15 protein-coding genes and 1 tRNA gene are annotated in these 14,971 nt (G+C 65.5%); 6 read left to right on the plus strand and 10 right to left on the minus strand.

Annotated elements, in window-relative coordinates; translation table 11 throughout:
* The first annotated feature begins 93 nt into the window (after positions 1–93).
* The 4 genes from QTH90_RS07580 (at position 94) to QTH90_RS07595 (ending at position 3,073) form a co-directional block, all read left to right on the plus strand.
* Positions 94–723, plus strand: coding sequence for a flavin reductase family protein (locus QTH90_RS07580; protein WP_286663858.1), 630 nt, complete (start codon positions 94–96; stop codon positions 721–723).
* 180 nt (positions 724–903) lie between these two features.
* Positions 904–1,191, plus strand: a complete 288-nt coding sequence (locus QTH90_RS07585; protein WP_286663859.1) for a hypothetical protein — start codon at positions 904–906, stop codon at positions 1,189–1,191.
* Between the two features lie 139 nt (positions 1,192–1,330).
* Positions 1,331–2,782, plus strand: coding sequence for a flavin-containing monooxygenase (locus tag QTH90_RS07590; RefSeq protein WP_286663860.1), 1,452 nt, complete (start codon positions 1,331–1,333; stop codon positions 2,780–2,782).
* Positions 2,783–2,911: 129 nt separating this feature from the next.
* Positions 2,912–3,073, plus strand: a complete 162-nt coding sequence (locus QTH90_RS07595) for a hypothetical protein (protein ID WP_286663861.1) — start codon at positions 2,912–2,914, stop codon at positions 3,071–3,073.
* Between the two features lie 5 nt (positions 3,074–3,078).
* Here the strand turns inward: QTH90_RS07595 and QTH90_RS07600 are convergent, their stop codons facing one another.
* The 4 genes from QTH90_RS07600 to selD form a co-directional block, all read right to left on the minus strand.
* Entirely contained in the window at positions 3,079–3,909 is an 831-nt protein-coding gene (locus QTH90_RS07600) for a ParB N-terminal domain-containing protein (protein WP_286663862.1), read from the minus strand.
* Positions 3,910–4,030: 121 nt separating this feature from the next.
* Positions 4,031–4,106 (minus strand) — tRNA-Gly (locus tag QTH90_RS07605).
* Positions 4,107–4,191: 85 nt separating this feature from the next.
* The gene (locus tag QTH90_RS07610; protein WP_286663863.1) at positions 4,192–4,701 is read right to left on the minus strand and encodes an ABC transporter ATP-binding protein; all 510 of its coding nucleotides are present in this window, start codon (positions 4,699–4,701) and stop codon (positions 4,192–4,194) included.
* A 27-nt stretch (positions 4,702–4,728) separates the two neighbouring features.
* A complete protein-coding gene (gene selD / locus QTH90_RS07615) occupies positions 4,729–5,784 on the minus strand; it encodes a selenide, water dikinase SelD (RefSeq protein ID WP_286663864.1) in 1,056 nt (351 codons plus the stop codon).
* Positions 5,785–5,860: 76 nt separating this feature from the next.
* Between selD and mnmH the strand changes: the two genes are divergently transcribed.
* On the plus strand, positions 5,861–6,976 hold the full coding sequence (gene mnmH / locus QTH90_RS07620; RefSeq protein ID WP_286663865.1) for a tRNA 2-selenouridine(34) synthase MnmH: 1,116 nt from the start codon (positions 5,861–5,863) through the stop codon (positions 6,974–6,976).
* Here the strand turns inward: mnmH and QTH90_RS07625 are convergent.
* The 4 genes from QTH90_RS07625 to QTH90_RS07640 all read right to left on the minus strand — a co-directional run bounded on the left by QTH90_RS07625 (position 6,921) and on the right by QTH90_RS07640 (position 11,904).
* Positions 6,921–8,246, minus strand: coding sequence for an ABC transporter ATP-binding protein (locus tag QTH90_RS07625; RefSeq protein ID WP_286663866.1), 1,326 nt, complete (start codon positions 8,244–8,246; stop codon positions 6,921–6,923). The genes mnmH and QTH90_RS07625 overlap by 56 nt on opposite strands.
* Positions 8,247–8,267: 21 nt before the next feature.
* Positions 8,268–9,995, minus strand: coding sequence for an ABC transporter permease (locus QTH90_RS07630; protein ID WP_286663867.1), 1,728 nt, complete (start codon positions 9,993–9,995; stop codon positions 8,268–8,270).
* 107 nt (positions 9,996–10,102) lie between these two features.
* Positions 10,103–10,696, minus strand: coding sequence for a carboxymuconolactone decarboxylase family protein (locus tag QTH90_RS07635; protein WP_286663868.1), 594 nt, complete (start codon positions 10,694–10,696; stop codon positions 10,103–10,105).
* Positions 10,697–10,716: 20 nt separating this feature from the next.
* A complete protein-coding gene (locus QTH90_RS07640; RefSeq protein ID WP_286663869.1) occupies positions 10,717–11,904 on the minus strand; it encodes a YbfB/YjiJ family MFS transporter in 1,188 nt (395 codons plus the stop codon).
* Between the two features lie 66 nt (positions 11,905–11,970).
* Between QTH90_RS07640 and QTH90_RS07645 the strand changes: the two genes are divergently transcribed.
* Positions 11,971–12,834: a LysR family transcriptional regulator gene (locus QTH90_RS07645; protein WP_286663870.1), complete on the plus strand. Its 864-nt coding sequence runs from the start codon at positions 11,971–11,973 to the stop codon at positions 12,832–12,834.
* 46 nt (positions 12,835–12,880) lie between these two features.
* Here QTH90_RS07645 and QTH90_RS07650 read toward each other — a convergent pair whose 3' ends face one another.
* Both QTH90_RS07650 and QTH90_RS07655 read right to left on the minus strand, forming a co-directional pair.
* A complete protein-coding gene (locus QTH90_RS07650; RefSeq protein WP_286663871.1) occupies positions 12,881–14,260 on the minus strand; it encodes a CoA transferase in 1,380 nt (459 codons plus the stop codon).
* 72 nt (positions 14,261–14,332) lie between these two features.
* Complete coding sequence (locus QTH90_RS07655) at positions 14,333–14,971, minus strand: 3-oxoacid CoA-transferase subunit B (protein WP_286663872.1); 639 nt, start codon at positions 14,969–14,971, stop codon at positions 14,333–14,335.

A 14,971-nucleotide genomic window follows, 5' to 3' on the forward strand; every position in this document is an offset into this window, starting at 1 on the left:
TCGTCCTTTCATCTGCGGGCGGAGACGCCCTTTCCATTTGAAACCACGACAGCGCTTCGTGCCGTAACGCCCTGTGACCGCCCTGGAACCCCTATGAACATCGACTTCGCCGCCCTGACCGAGCACCAGCGCTACAAGCTCATGGCAAGCCTGATCGTGCCCCGGCCGATCGCCCTCGTCACCACGCTCGGCCCCGACGGCATCGTCAATGCCGCGCCCTTCAGCATGTTCAACATGCTCGGCGAGGAGCCCCCTATCGTGATGATCAGCGTCAACCGCCTGCAGGACGGCGTGCTCAAGGATACGGCCGCCAACATCGTGCGGACCGGCGAATTCGTCGTGCACCTGGCTGACGAGGACATCGCCGAGCAGATGCACCGCTGCGGCGACCGCCATCCGTCGCACGTGAGCGAGCTCGACATCGTCGGCTTCACCGCGTTGCCCAGCAGTGCGGTGAAGCCGCCTCGCATCGCCGAGGCGCCTGTAGCATTCGAATGCACGTTGTGGGAAACGCTCGAAACCGAGAGCCGCCAGATCTTCATCGGGCAGGTGCGATGGATGCACGCCCGCGATGAACTGATCGACACCGAAACCTGGCGCGTCCGGCTGCAGCACTACTTTCCGGTCGGCCGCTTCGGCGCGAGTTTCTATGTCAAGACTCGCGAACGCTACTCCCTGGCGGCCCAGGGAGAGACGCGCAGCACCTCGATCGACGAGATGTAGATCTCCCGATCCGTTGCGGCCAGGCCACTGGTTGCGGGAACTTGCCAATCTACTGCGTTGCGCCTCGCAGAGTGATCGGCCGTGCGGTCTATCCCTAAGGTAGGCGCTGCCTTACAAGCGCCGCACCCCAATTGAAGTTAAAACACAGACCTATCAACGGCTACCGCGATGGAGGATCTGATGTTCAGCTTTTTCCAGCCCAATCGAAACGGCCACTTGCGACGCGTCATGACGCTGCTCGAAGAGGCCCACCTGGCCCGCATCGAGCACCAGGCGGCGGCAGAGCACCATGGCGCGCTGGCCCGCATGTACGCCGAACGCGCGAAGCGGCTCGAGCGCGAGGTCTACGGATCGTCGCACCTCCCGCTGGGCGAAGGCGCGGCGGCATCCCACAAGAGCTCGGATGAGAAGCCCGTCGTCTACGCACTGGACGCCAATCGCCGGCTGGAAGGGCAAGCCAAAGGCTGAGCAAAGCGCTCAGCGGCATCCTGCCCCATCGTCCGCGCCTCATCATTCCGGGGGAGGATCACCCTGCGACACTCCGGCCAGAATCAAGGATGCGCGTGGCTGCGGAGTCTTCACGCGCGCGTGAGGAGAGTCCGAGCAGATGGTTGATGAATTCGTCGACGTGCTGATCGTGGGAGCAGGCCTCTCCGGCATCGGCGCGGCCTCCCACCTGCAGCGGCTGTGCCCCGGCCGGAGCGTGGCGATCCTGGAAGCGCGCCAGTCGCTCGGCGGCACCTGGGACCTTTTTCGCTATCCCGGCATCCGTTCCGACTCCGACATGTACACGCTGGGCTATTCGTTCCGGCCGTGGACCGGGACGAAATCCATTGCCGACGGGCCTTCCATCCTCCAGTACCTGCGCGACACGGCTCGTGAACAGGGCATCGACAAGTTGATCCGCTTCGGACATCGCGTGCGGCGCGCGATGTGGTCATCTGACAACGCACAATGGACCGTCGATTTCGAGCGCGATTCCGGCGACAAGGCCTCGATCCGCTGCAACTTCCTCCTGGCGTGCAGCGGCTACTACGACTACGCCGGGGGCTACTCCCCGGCCTTTCCGGGCCGCGAGCGCTTCGCCGGTCGGATCGTGCATCCACAGCAATGGACCGACGACATCGACTACGCCGGCAAGCGCGTGGTCGTGATCGGCAGCGGCGCCACGGCCGTCACGCTGGTGCCCGAACTGGCGAAGCACGCGGCGCACGTGACGATGCTGCAACGCTCGCCCAGCTACGTGCTCACCATCCCGTCGGTCGACCGGATGGCGGGCTGGATGCTGCGTCACCTGGGCCCCTCCTCCGCCCATGGCATCACGCGCTGGCGCAATCTGATGCTGGGCATGGGCGTCTTCGCGCTGTGCCGGCGCAAGCCCAAGTTCGCGAGAGACACGATGCTCAAGCTCGTCCGCCGGCAGGTCGGGCCGGACTTCGACGTCGACACCCATTTCACGCCCAGGTACAACCCGTGGGAGCAACGCCTCTGCTTTGTGCCCGATGGCGATCTGTTCAAGGCCATCCGCGAGAAGCGCGTGAGCGTGGCGACCGACCAGATCGAATCCTTCACCGAGACCGGGCTGAGGCTCGCCAGCGGCGCGGAGTTGCCGGCGGATCTCGTGGTCACCGCCACCGGGCTGCAGTTGCAGCTCATCGGCGGCCTCGAACTCTGCGTGGACGGCCGCGCCCTTCAGTCGTCGGAACTCGTCAACTACAAGGGCGTCATGTTCTGCGGCGTGCCGAACTTCGCTTCGGTCTTCGGCTACACGAATGCGTCATGGACGTTGAAGGCCGATCTCGCCAGCCTCTTCGTCTGCCGTCTGCTCAACCACATGCAGGAAGCCAGCGTGCGCCGATGCGTGCCGCAGGTGGAGGACGAATCGATGGCGCTCCAGCCCTGGGTTGATTTTTCCTCCGGCTACTTCCAGCGCGCGATGGACCGGTTGCCCAAGCAGGGCTTCAGGAAGCCCTGGAAGCTCAATCAGAACTACCTCGCCGATCTGATGACCTTGCGATACGGCGCGGTGGACGATGGGGTGATGCGCTTCTCGGCATGAGGCTGCCGACGCGCCGAAAAAAGGAACAATTTCACGGCTGGCGCGGATAGCAACACATGCTATTTGGCCGATTCCCAAACGTGTTCGGGCGCATCAAAGTTCAAGGTGTCAAAGGTCCGGGAGATCGTCATGGATTCCGAGATTTTCACGATGGTTGCGCTGGCGCTGCTGGTCGCGGGTGGCTGGTTGATCGACGTACTCCATCAACGCGGCACATCGCGGTTTCAACGCGACATGGCCAACCAGCTCAAGAAGTCGGCAGACACGATTCGCGGCGCGCCACTGCCCTGATCTCCCTACTGCAACTGCAGCTCGGAAAGCTGCCTGCGCAGTGCCTCGTTCTCCGCCGTCAGTTCGGCCACGCGTCGACGCAGCGTCTGCAATTCATCAGTCCCGGCGACATCATCGGATGAAGCCGACGCAGCCAGGGCATCCCCATCCTCGCGGTCATCCCGAGGCTTGCGCTTCGACTCGCGAACCCGCTTGGCTGCCTGCTTCAGTTCATCCTTGCCGGCATTGGCGGCTGCGATCTGCTCCTCGGCGGGCAAGGTCGCCACGGCCGCCGCCGCATTGAGCGAGATCGTTCCGGACTTGACCGCCGCGACGAGTTCGGGCGCCGCCTGCTTCTGGATTTTTTCGATCATCACCACCTGGCTGCTGCTCAGGCGCGCCGCCTTCGCAATGGCCTCGCGGCTGTTGAGCGGAGCGTCCGTGGGCAAGTCGCCAACGGTCTGGACGGGCGTGGCATCTGCCGGCGCATCGGCAACCATTGCAGCGTCGGGCGCAGTGGCCGCGCGCGTGCGGCGCTCGGCAACGATCTCTCTCTTGCGCAGTGCCAGCACGCCGCGCTGGAAGTCAGAGATGCTGCGGCGACCCAGGTGCTGGTCGATCATCCACAGGTGCACGTCCTCCATCGAACGGAAGCGCGGGTTCTGCACCGTCTGGAACGGCAGCCCGTGCTTCTGGCAGATGCGATAGCGGTTGTGGCCATCGACGAGTACGTCGCCCCACAGGACGAGTGCGTCGCGACAACCTTCGGCCAGGATGCTGCGTTCGAGCGCTTCGTCTTCTTCCGCGGTCAGGGGATCGATATAAGCTTTGAGTTCTTCGTTGACGACGATGTCCATGGGCACTTGACTGGAGATGTGTCGCCCTGAAGATCTGCGCGAGGAACCCGCGCAACGTACCGGCAAAGGAGTTGCCGGTACGGATGCCCTGTGACGGCGATGGATCCGCAAGGGCGAAAACTGGAGCGGGAAAAGAGTCTCGAACTCTCGACCTCAACCTTGGCAAGGTTGCGCTCTACCAACTGAGCTATTCCCGCATTTTTCGAGCTTCGAATTATAGAGGCTTGCGAGGCCCTCTTCGGCCGAGGCCGAAAGATTTCTCGCTTCATCGAACGCGAAGCATCAGAACCGGCGGGTGTACATGAACATGAGGCCCGCCGTTCCGAGCATGCCGACTTCGAGTGCATCCTTGGGCGTGAGGCGATAACCGACCGCCGGAATGATGGCGAGGCCCCAGCCGTTGTGATTGATCGGAATCTTGTCCTCGTACGGTTCCTTGTAGCCATAGAGGATGCCACCGGAGATCTTGACGTAGAGCCCCGCATATCCGAACACGTCATCCCACCGGTACCCGTAGTAGGCGTAAGCCGAGGCCTGGCCGAACGAGTTCTGGAAGGCCGAGAAACCCCACAGCGTCCCGTCCGGCAGACCGCGCTCCACCCCCAGAAGGTAGACGTGCTTGTGCTCGTCGTCACTGCTCCAGTGCACTGCATACGGACCGACGAGAAGTTCCCAGTAGCTTTTGTCGGACACATCCGGCCCCTGCGGCATCCCGGACTGCTCGGCAAACGCAGACAGCAATGGCACGGTCATCGCGACACTGGTCAGCAAGGCACGCGTGTAATGGTTCATCAGCGTTCCTCCATTCGACCTGCGACCTCACGTATCGAACTCGATACCCGGTGGCGCTCTGCCGTCCAGCGCATGAAGGGTTCCAATGCGCGCCGCCTGCTCGAACCCGGCCGCGCCGAAGCTCGCAAGCACGGCATCGACGGCATCGGCGCGGCAACTCACGAGCAGCCCGCCGCTGGTCTGCGGATCGGCGACCAGTGCACGCTGCCATGGCTCGGCATGCGATGGCCAGTCGACGTGCGATCCATAGCCGCTCCAATTGCGCGCGGAGGCGCCCGTCACGACGCCGTTCTTCGCGAACGTGACCGCGGCATCGATGGTCGGCAATGCGTCGAACCGGATGCGTGCCCGCAACTTCGCGCCCCGGCAGATTTCAAGCAGGTGGCCCGCGAGGCCGAAGCCCGTGACATCCGTCATCGCGTGCACACCATCGAGCGCAGCGAGTTCGATGCCCACGCGATTGAGTTGCGTCGTGTGACACAGCATCTGCGCGTACCCGGCTTCGTCGAGCAGCCCTCTCTTGAGCGCTGCCGACAGGATGCCCACGCCCAGCGGCTTGCCGAGCACGAGCACGTCATCCGGCAGCGCATCCGAATTGCGACGCACGCGATCGGGATGGACCAGTCCCAATCCCACCAGGCCGTAGATCGGCTCGAGCACATCGATGCTGTGGCCGCCCGCGATCGGGATGCCGGCCTCGCGGCAGATGCTCGCCCCGCCTTCCAGCACGCGGCCTATCACCTCGGGTGGCAGCTTGTCGATGGGCATGCCGACGAGCGCCAGCGCCATGATCGGCGTTCCGCCCATCGCGTAGATGTCCGACAGCGCATTCGTCGCGGCGATGCGGCCAAAGTCGTACGGGTCGTCCACGATCGGCGTGAAGAAATCCGTGGTCGCGACCAGGGCCTGCGTGGCGTTGAGGCGGTAGACCGCGGCATCGTCGCTGGTTTCGATGCCGACCAGCAACTCGGGCGGCACGATGCCCTGCGGCGCGCGTGCCAGAATCTCCGTCAGCAGGCCGGGGGCAATCTTGCAGCCGCAACCGCCGCCGTGTGAAAACCGTGTGAGCGCAATCGATTCCATGATGATGACATCGAATCTGCCAGACCGACAGGCATTGTGCCAGCCACGAGTGCGTTGAAGCACGCCTGAGTCGACCGTGCAACGCCCCCCCATTCGCGTGTCCGACCTGCACGCCTTCGATACCCTGATCGACGCTCGCTCTCCTTCCGAATTCGCGCTCGACCATATCCCCGGCGCCATCAACTGCCCGGTGCTCGACGACGATGAGCGCCGCATCGTCGGCACGCTCTACAAGCAGCGCGGTGCGTTCGAGGCCAGGCGCGTCGGCGGCGCGATGGTAGCCGCCAATCTCGCGAAGCACTTGAGGGAACGATTCGCCGATCGGCCTTCCAGCTGGAAGCCGCTCGTCTATTGCTGGCGCGGCGGTTTGCGCAGCGGATCGATGGTGACCTGGCTGCGGCTGGTCGGCTGGGACGCCCAGCAACTGGCCGGCGGCTACAAGAGCTTTCGCCACCACGTCATCGAGCGGATCGAAGCGCTGTGTCCCCAGCTGTCATTGCGCATCCTCTGCGGCGCCACGGGCAGTGCGAAGACCCGGGTGCTGCAGTCGCTGGCTCTGCGCGGCGCCCAGGTGCTGGACCTTGAAGACTGCGCCAAGCACAAAGGCTCATTGCTCGGTGCGCTGCCGGGCGTGTCGCAACCATCGCAGAAGCACTTCGAGACGCGCATCGCGCAGGTGCTCGAAGCCATCGACCTGCACCGGCCCTTGTACGTCGAAGGCGAAAGCCCCCGCATCGGACGTATCGCCCTGCCTGTATCGCTGGTGTCAAGAATGCGTGCGAGCCCCTGTATCGAGATCATTGCAACGCGGCAAGCGCGACTGGACTATCTGCTGCGCGACTATGCCTACCTGGGCGACGACGGTGAGGTGCTCGCCACGCAACTGGGCCTGCTCAAGGAACTGCAGGGCAAGGAGACGGTGCAGCGTTGGCAGGCCTGGGCACGTGCGCGAGAACTCGCGCCGCTGTTCGCCGAGTTGATGACGCAGCACTACGACCCGCACTACGCGCGCTCACAGGCACGGCACTTCATGGCCTGGTCCGATCGCTCCCGCGTCGACGCGAGCGACCTGACGGAGCAAGGCATTGAAGCCTTGGCCGATGCAGTGCTTGCGCTGGATGCCGATACCGGCGCGCTTACTCGCGGCCCCGCGGCTCCTGGCTCTCGTCATCGCCCGCCGGTAGATGAATGAGGCCGGTGCGCAGGTCGTACTCGAACACCTCTCCATAGCGGCCCCATTCGATCGCGGTGCGCAGCACCCGCTCGGCCGTCGGTTCGTCCAGGCTTTCCTTCAGCAGGTCCAGGAAGGGCTCCTGAGGCAGTTCGCCCGCCGGCGCCTGTTCCAGGCTGTGGCGTATGTGCGCGGCGAGCGGCACACGCGCCAGCAACTGCTGGCCGAGCAACTGCTGGCGCAAGGTGTGTGCACCCGCGACATAGTGACGACCCAGTTCGGTGAGATGCAGGTCGGCGTCCGCCAGTTGCGCAAGGCCGAGCAGCGCCAGCGCCTGCGCCAGCGGCAACAGGTCGTGGTCGGTCAACTCGGCCTCTTCCGCAAGCCGGGGCAGGTCCGCGCGTCCTTCGCGTCCGTCCTCGACCAGCATCTCCAGCAGGGCTTCCATGCGGCCGATGTCGGCGTCCGGCAGACGGTCGCCCAGGTGCATGCGCACCGGCTCCTCGGGCGCGCGGCCGGTCGCCGCCGTACCGGCAGTCATGAGTGCATAGGCTTCGTCGATCAACGCCCGCACCTCCAGGCTGTCGACGTCCCGCGGACGCGGCAGGCGGATCGGCAACTCGGCACGCACGCGACCCGGGTCGGCAGCGAAGATCAGCACGCGATCGGCCATGAGCACAGCCTCCTCGATGTTGTGCGAGACGATGAGCATCGCCTTGGTCGGCATCGCCCCACCGCCCCACAACCGCAGGATGTCGTCACGCAACCGTTCGCCGGTGAGCACGTCGAGCGCCGAGAAGGCTTCGTCCATCAACAGCACTTCCGGCTCGACCACCAGCGCACGCGCGATGCCCACGCGTTGCCGCATGCCGCCCGACAGCTCCCGCGGCAAGGCGCCCTCGAAGCCCGCAAGTCCGATGAGCTCGATGGCAGCGCCGGCACGCCGCATACGCTCGGCCGGTGCCATGCCGCGCGCCTCCAGGCCGAGCTCGACGTTCTGCTGGACCGTGAGCCACGGAAACAGCGCGAAGGACTGGAACACCATCGCAATGCCGCGCGCCGGCCCATAGAGCGGCTGGCCGCGATAGCCCACGCTTCCGGTGTCGGCGCTGACCAGGCCCGCGAGAATGCGCAGCAGCGTGGACTTGCCTGAGCCAGACTGCCCGAGCAACGCCACGATCTCGCCTTCGGCAAGGCGGAAGTCCACACCTTCCAGAACCGAGCGTGCGGTGCCATCAGCGGAGCGGAAGGACTTGCCCACGCCCCTGAGTTCAACGATGGCTTCGGCCATGGACTCTCCTTCGCGCGTTCATCAGAAATGCATCCGCTGCTCTGCCAGCTCATAGAGCTTGCGCCATACGAAATGGTTCATGGCCATCACGAACACGCACATCACGGCGATGCCCAGCGCGATGCGCGGGAAGTCGCCGATGGTTGTCATGTGGGCGATGTAGCTGCCCAGCCCCGTGGCCTGCAATGTGGTGTCGCCCCAGGTCACGTATTCGGCGACGATGCTCGCGTTCCACGAGCCGCCGCTGGCCGTGATCGCACCCGTGACAAAGCTCGGGAACACGGCCGGCAGCAGGTAGCGCCGCCAACGCAGCCAACCGGTGAGGCCGAGATTCCGCGCCGCGTAACGCAGTTCGGTCGGCACGCTGGATGCGCCGGCAATCACGTTGAAAAGCAGATACCACTGTGTCCCCAGCACCATGAGCGGCGCCAGCCAGATGTCGGGATTGAGATGCCAGCGGACGATGAACAGCACCGCCACGGGAAACATCAGGTTCGCAGGGAACGCCGCCATGAACTGCGCCACGCCCTGCAGTCTCCCGGCCCAGCGCGGATTCATGCCGATCCACACGCCGACCGGCACCCAGACCAGTGCGGCCAGCGCGATCAAGACCAGCACGCGCAGCAAGGTGTAGAAGCCCAGGACGAAGACATGGCCCACCTCCCTCCATCCGACTTCCGTGTGGATGAAGCGCGCCAGCCATGCAACGGCCAGGAGCACGGCCGCCGCGAGGACCGCATCCCACACGCGCGCCACCGCCGGATTGGACTGGCGCGGCCGTGCCTTGATCGACGTACCGTCGTGCTCGCGGCGAAACATCACCAGCGATCGTTCCAGCAGCCTGGCGGCGCCGATCATGAGGCGCTTGAGCCGATCGGTGCGGCGCAGCCAGGTGAGCAGCCATGAGCGCGGGGCATCCTCGCTGCTGCCCTCCTCGAAGCGGAATTTGTCGGCCCACGCGATCAGCGGCCTGAAGAACAACTGGTCGTAGAGCGTGATGCCGATGAGCATCCCGCCGATGGCCCAGCCGATGGCGCCAAGGTCGCGCGCCGCGATCGCCATCGCAATGTAGGAGCCGACGCCGGGCAGCTTGATGTTCTGGTTGGACACCGAGATCGCCTCGGAGGCGACCACGAAGAACCAGCCGCCGGACATCGACATCATCATGTTCCACAGCAGCCCGGGCATGGCGAAGGGCAGCTCCAGCCGCCAGAACCGATGCCACGCCGAGAGCTGGAACACCGACGCCGCCTCGCGCAGTTCCGATGGAACGGTGCGCAGCGACTGGTACAGGCTGAACGCCATGTTCCAGGCCTGCGAGGTGAAGATCGCGAAGATCGCGGCGCACTCGACGCCGAGCAGGTTGCCCGGAAACAAGGCGATGAAGCCGGTGACCGTGATCGACAGGAAACCCAGGATCGGAATCGACTGCAGGATGTCGAGCATCGGCACCAGCACCTTCTCGGCAGCACGGTAGCGTGTTGCCAGCACCGCAAAGATGCAACTGAAGACCAGCGACGCACCCAGCGCGAGAAACATTCGAAGCGTGGTGCGCAGCAGGTAGTACGGCAGCATCCACGGGTCGAGGCTGATCGGCATCTGCTGGCCGAGCTCGTACGGCCGCGCCATCTGCGCGCCGCCGTAGGCCAGCGCAAACAGTGTCGCCAGCACCAGCGGCAGCAAGGCCCAATCCCAGCGATTGCCGCCGGACGCAACGGCCAGGCGCGGGAAGAAGCGTTTGTCGAGCATGGGCGGAAGCAAAGGGTCGATTCACGGACCCCTGTCCGCGGCGGGCGCCATTCTGCCTGCGCCAACCGACGTCTGCCTGACCTGCTGCCGCCTCCGGGCGGCGCGCCCTACAACGGAAACGCTTCGAGCCCCCGCTGTCCCTCTGCCCCTTGTACCGGCGTGTGCGCCACGTTCATGACCCAGCAGACCATCGTGAAGTAGCCGACAAGGGCGCTCAGCTCCACCACCGTGCTGGCCCCGAAGCGCGCCACCGCAGCGGCGTAGGTCGGTTCGCTCACGCCGTGGTGCTGCAGGAGTTCGAGCGCGAAGTCGAGCGCAAGCTGCTCGTCTTCAGCCAGCGGCGCGGCGCGGCGACCGAGCCGCAAGGCTTCAATCGCCTCGGCGCTGACGCCGGCCTTCACCGCCGCCGCCGCATGCAAAACCCATTCGAACTGATTGCCGACATGGCGCGCAACCGCGCACGTCACGAGTTCGCGCACGGGCGCATCGAGCTTGCTGTCGAAGCGCAGGTATTCGCCCAGGCTGCCGATGCGCTCCATCAGCACCGGACTTTGCAGCAGCGGGACGAAGGGGCCGAAGACAGCCTTGCGCGGGCCGTCGATCAGGGCTTGCGCCGCTGCGCGCTGCGCATCCGACATCGACTCGGCAGCCGGCATCGGCAGGCGCTCGGACCACGGGGCGGTATGGCCTTGTTGAAACATGATGGATTCCTTTCGTTGATTCAGGTTCGGGACGGCTCGCGGACCAGCCACACGGCACTGGCCAGCAATGCCACGGCACCGATGACCAGCGCGGCAAAGAGTCCGCCAAAGCCCTGCGCCCTGCCGCTCAATGCGGAGGACAGCACGGGGCCGGCCATCTGTCCGATGGCGAAGGCAGCGGTCATGCGGCCGAGCGCCCGCGTCGGATCTCCGACGGCAGTCGCCTTGGCCTCCTGCATGCCGGCCATGGTCGCGACCATGAAGGTTCCGCCCACCAGCAGCGCCGCCGCGAGCACGGTCAAGGCGGACAGGTGCAGTACCGGCAGCAGGCAGCCGACCGCCATCAGCACATGGCTTCCGGCCAGCACCCGGCGCCGGGAGACATGACCCAGCACTGCGCCTGCAAGCAGCGTGGACGCGGCGGCCGCTGCACCGAACACGGGCCATGCGGCGCCGAAGACGGAGGGATCGTCGACCACCGCGCGGGCCAGCACGGGGAGAAAGGTCGCAGGCAGGATGTAGCCGAAGCCGAGGATGCCGTAGCAGAACACGAGGCTCCAGGGTACGGCGCGGGACGAAGCAGGCCGGGTCGCTGCGGATTCGCGAACGGTGGCATGTGCAGCGCCCGCATCGCGCGGCATCAGCGCTGCGACAGCGATCAGACCCGCGAGCGCGAGCGCGCCGAGTTGCAACCACAGCCTGTCGGGCTCCATGCCCGCCGCGCCCGCGCGCCAGCAGTAGAGCCCGGCCAGCGCGATGCCAACCCCGACGCCCGCATACAGGATGCCGGCGCCGGCCGGCCGCTCCAGGCGCGCGAGCCAGCCAAGGCACCAGACACTGGTGCTCACGAGCGCCCATGCACTTGCCACGCCCGCGACAAAGCGCAGCACCAGCCAGATGGCCACCGACCCGGTCCAGCCCATCGCTGCCGTCGACACCACGATCGCGAGAAGCGACACCAGTCCGATGCGCTGAGGCGTCAGCGGAATGCGTGCCGCCGTGATCGCACCCAGCAGGTAGCCCGCGTAGTTGGCCGCCGCGAGCCAACCACCCGCGGCCACATCGGCACTGCCCGCACGGATCATCAGCGGCAGCATCGGCGTAAAGGCAAAGCGCCCGATGCCCATCGCGATGGCCAGCGCCAGCAAGCCTGCGGCGCAGACGGCGAAGAAGGAGGGGCGCGCTACGGCAATGGAAGGGTTCGACATGGGCAGTCATTAGACGCAAAATGCCAATGCGCCACAAATGAATTATTCAGAACAATCATTCGCTTTATGAGAACTATCGATCTGGATTCCCTCGAGATCTTCCGCACCGTCGTGGCCGAGGGTGGAGTGATCCGTGCGGCGGACAAGCTCAATCGAGTGCAGTCGAATGTGACGACGCGCATCCAGCAGTTGGAGGAGCGGCTGGGCCAGAAGCTCTTTCATCGGCAAGGCCGGAGTCTGGCGCTGGCGCCCGCCGGGCACAAGCTGCTGCCCTACGCCGACCGCCTGCTGCGTTTGGCGGACGAAGCCGAAAGCGAATTGCGCAGCGATCTTCCGCTCGGCACTTTCAGGCTCGGTTCGCTCGAGAGCACGGCCGGCAGTCGTCTGGCGCCTGTGCTGTCGCGATTTCACAAGCTCTATCCGGGCGTGACCGTCGAGTTGGTGACAGGCACTACCGGCGCGCTGTTGAAGCGGGTGGGTGCGTTCGAGGTCGAGGCTGCATTTGTGTCCGAGCCCTTCAACGCATCGGGCCTCGAAACGATGGCGGTCTTCGAAGAAGAGCTGGTGTTGATCACGGCGCGCAGCGTCGCCTCGGTCACCAAGCCGGACGATCTGGCCAACACCACGCTCATCGCCTTTGCCCAAGGGTGCTCGTACCGAAGACTGCTCGAGCAGTGGCTCGGCAAGGGTGGTGTCGCGCCGTCGCGCTCACTGGAGTTTTCCTCCTACCAGGCCATGATTGCATGCGTTGCCGCGGGTACCGGCTTTGCGATCGTGCCCGTGTCGGTCCTCAAGGCGCTGCGTGCCACTGCGGACGTTCACCAGCATGCCTTGCCGGAACGCATGCGTGCCAATCGGACGCACCTCGTGTGGCAAGGAACCCCTTCGGTGGCGCTTGCCCGGCTGATCGAGATGCTGGGGAAGGCGTGAGCCTTCTCTTGCGCATTGGGACGGCGCCCGCCGGGTGCTGCAGCTCCTATATCCAAACCGGCAAATGACTCCCAGGCGGCATGGAAGGCCGTGACCACACGGCAGGCGTACGCGAAAGCTGCGCGCTGTGACGCAAGCCGCAGAGTTCCCCAAACCCCGACGCCGAAGTTTCCAGATACGGCGATTTGTCGGGCCTTTCAATGCGCAGCCCCCCGGCCACCCTGCCCAGTCCTCGAAGCCAATGACCCGTCTGAGCCAGTGACACCTGCACGTGCCAGCTACCGCCCTCGCGCTGCTGGCGCCACAGCGCTGCAGACGCGCCCATCGCGATGAGGTAGCCCGTCGCCTCGTCGAGGATCTGCATCGGCAACGGCCTTGGCTTTCCATCACCTGCCGCCTCGCCTTCCGCATGGTTGAAACCCATCGCGGTCTGCACAAGCGAATCGAAGCCGCGGCGCTCTGCCCAGGGGCCTAGGGTTCCGTAGGCCGAGAGCGAGACATAGACGATGCCCGGCCGCGCCTCTGCCGCCTGATGCGCACCAAAACCCAGCGCCGCGATGCCGCCCGGCCGGTAGCCCTGGATCAGGACATGTGCATCTCGCAGCAAGGCCGTCAACGCGTCGCGACCCGCCTCCGCTCGCAAATCGACATGCGCCGACAGCTTGCCGCGGCTGGTGTCCGCGATCGCTTCGATGTTGGGCAGGTTCGGCGAGTTGATCAGCATCACGTCGGCGCCATACGCCGCGAGCGCGCGACCACCCACAGGACCGGCGAGGATGCGCGTCAGATCCAGCACCCGCACGCCCGACAACGGTCTCGCTTCTGCAGAAAGCGGCGGCAGACCGAGCACCGGTGCGTCGCCGATGCGCTCGATGGTGAACAGCGGCTGCGACACCAACGCCGCACCCTGCGGCGTGACGTCCCATTCGTCAAAGCGCCGCAAGGCAGTCGCCACCAGCCCCTTGGCCGCCGCCACCGACTCGAACTCCAGCGCCTTCCACGACTGCATCGCCGCTTCGGCGTCCGCCCGCTGCGCGGTTTGCGGATTCAGGCCCAGCAGCCTCAGTGCGCCGTCCCGGTGGTGAGCGAAGTTCGCATGAATCCGTACCCAACCGTCGGAAGCCTGATACACGCCGGAGAACGCGTCCCACAACTCCGGCACCTTTCCATCCACGCTGAACCAGCCCGTGCATTCGAGCGCCGCATGCAGCATCTCGACGCTGACCTCCTGGCGCGGCGTGCCGCGTGCATGACCCAGCTCGCAGGCTGCGAGCGCCGCAGCGGCGATGGTGCTCTGTGCCGCGGTCCCCACGGCGAACGACGATGGCAGTACGGGGTCCGTACCGCCAAGTCTCGCGAAATCCAACGCTTCGGGCGGCAGGCCCGCCAGCCGCCAGATCCGGCCCAATTCCTCGGTTGCGTTCATGTGCTGCTCCAAACAAAAAAAGGCAGGGCGCGTTCACACGGCCCTGCCCTTTGCGCTATCCGGCGCGGTCCCTCACTGGATCAACTTGGTGCCGGTCTTGGCCTGCAGCGTCTCGAAGCTCACGCCGGGCGCCATCTCGACGATCTTCAGGCCCTGCGGCACCACGTCCAGCACAGCCAGGTCGGTGATGATGCGATCGACCACGCCCACGCCGGTCAGCGGCAGCGTGCATTTCTCGAGGATCTTGAGATCCTCGGTGCCGTCCTTTTTCTTCGCGACGTGTTCCATCAGCACGATCACGCGCTTGACGCCCGCGACGAGGTCCATTGCGCCGCCCATGCCCTTGACCATCTTGCCGGGAATCATCCAGTTGGCGAGATCACCCTTTTCGCTCACCTGCATGGCGCCGAGGATCGACAGGTTGATCTTGCCGCCGCGGATCATCGCGAAGCTGTCGTGGCTGCCGAAGATGGCACTGCCGGGCAAGGTCGTCACGGTCTGCTTGCCGGCGTTGATCAGGTCGGCGTCGACCTGGTCTTCCGTCGGGAACGGGCCGATGCCGAGCATGCCGTTCTCGCTCTGCAGCCAGACTTCCTTGTCGCCGACGAAGTTGGCGACAAGCGTCGGGATGCCGATGCCCAGGTTGACGTAGAAGCCGTCTTCGAGTTCTTGCGCCGCGCGTGCGGCCATCTGGTCTTGGGTCCAGGGCAT

Source organism: Variovorax flavidus, from assembly GCF_030317145.1.
In the GTDB taxonomy this organism is placed as follows: Bacteria; Pseudomonadota; Gammaproteobacteria; order Burkholderiales; family Burkholderiaceae_C; genus Variovorax; species Variovorax flavidus.

Bases quoted from the DNA above. Each gene is read 5' to 3' on its own strand.
- QTH90_RS07580 (WP_286663858.1), top strand. From the start codon at position 94: ATGAACATCGACTTCGCCGCCCTGACCGAGCACCAGCGCTACAAGCTC.
- QTH90_RS07585 (WP_286663859.1), top strand. From the start codon at position 904: ATGTTCAGCTTTTTCCAGCCCAATCGAAACGGCCACTTGCGACGCGTC.
- QTH90_RS07590 (WP_286663860.1), top strand. From the start codon at position 1,331: ATGGTTGATGAATTCGTCGACGTGCTGATCGTGGGAGCAGGCCTCTCC.
- QTH90_RS07595 (WP_286663861.1), top strand. From the start codon at position 2,912: ATGGATTCCGAGATTTTCACGATGGTTGCGCTGGCGCTGCTGGTCGCG.
- QTH90_RS07600 (WP_286663862.1), bottom strand. From the start codon at position 3,909: ATGGACATCGTCGTCAACGAAGAACTCAAAGCTTATATCGATCCCCTG.
- QTH90_RS07610 (WP_286663863.1), bottom strand. From the start codon at position 4,701: ATGAACCATTACACGCGTGCCTTGCTGACCAGTGTCGCGATGACCGTG.
- selD (WP_286663864.1), bottom strand. From the start codon at position 5,784: ATGGAATCGATTGCGCTCACACGGTTTTCACACGGCGGCGGTTGCGGC.
- QTH90_RS07625 (WP_286663866.1), bottom strand. From the start codon at position 8,246: ATGGCCGAAGCCATCGTTGAACTCAGGGGCGTGGGCAAGTCCTTCCGC.
- QTH90_RS07630 (WP_286663867.1), bottom strand. From the start codon at position 9,995: ATGCTCGACAAACGCTTCTTCCCGCGCCTGGCCGTTGCGTCCGGCGGC.
- QTH90_RS07635 (WP_286663868.1), bottom strand. From the start codon at position 10,696: ATGTTTCAACAAGGCCATACCGCCCCGTGGTCCGAGCGCCTGCCGATG.
- QTH90_RS07640 (WP_286663869.1), bottom strand. From the start codon at position 11,904: ATGTCGAACCCTTCCATTGCCGTAGCGCGCCCCTCCTTCTTCGCCGTC.
- QTH90_RS07645 (WP_286663870.1), top strand. From the start codon at position 11,971: ATGAGAACTATCGATCTGGATTCCCTCGAGATCTTCCGCACCGTCGTG.
- QTH90_RS07650 (WP_286663871.1), bottom strand. From the start codon at position 14,260: ATGAACGCAACCGAGGAATTGGGCCGGATCTGGCGGCTGGCGGGCCTG.
- QTH90_RS07655 (WP_286663872.1), bottom strand. From the start codon at position 14,971: ATGCCCTGGACCCAAGACCAGATGGCCGCACGCGCGGCGCAAGAACTC.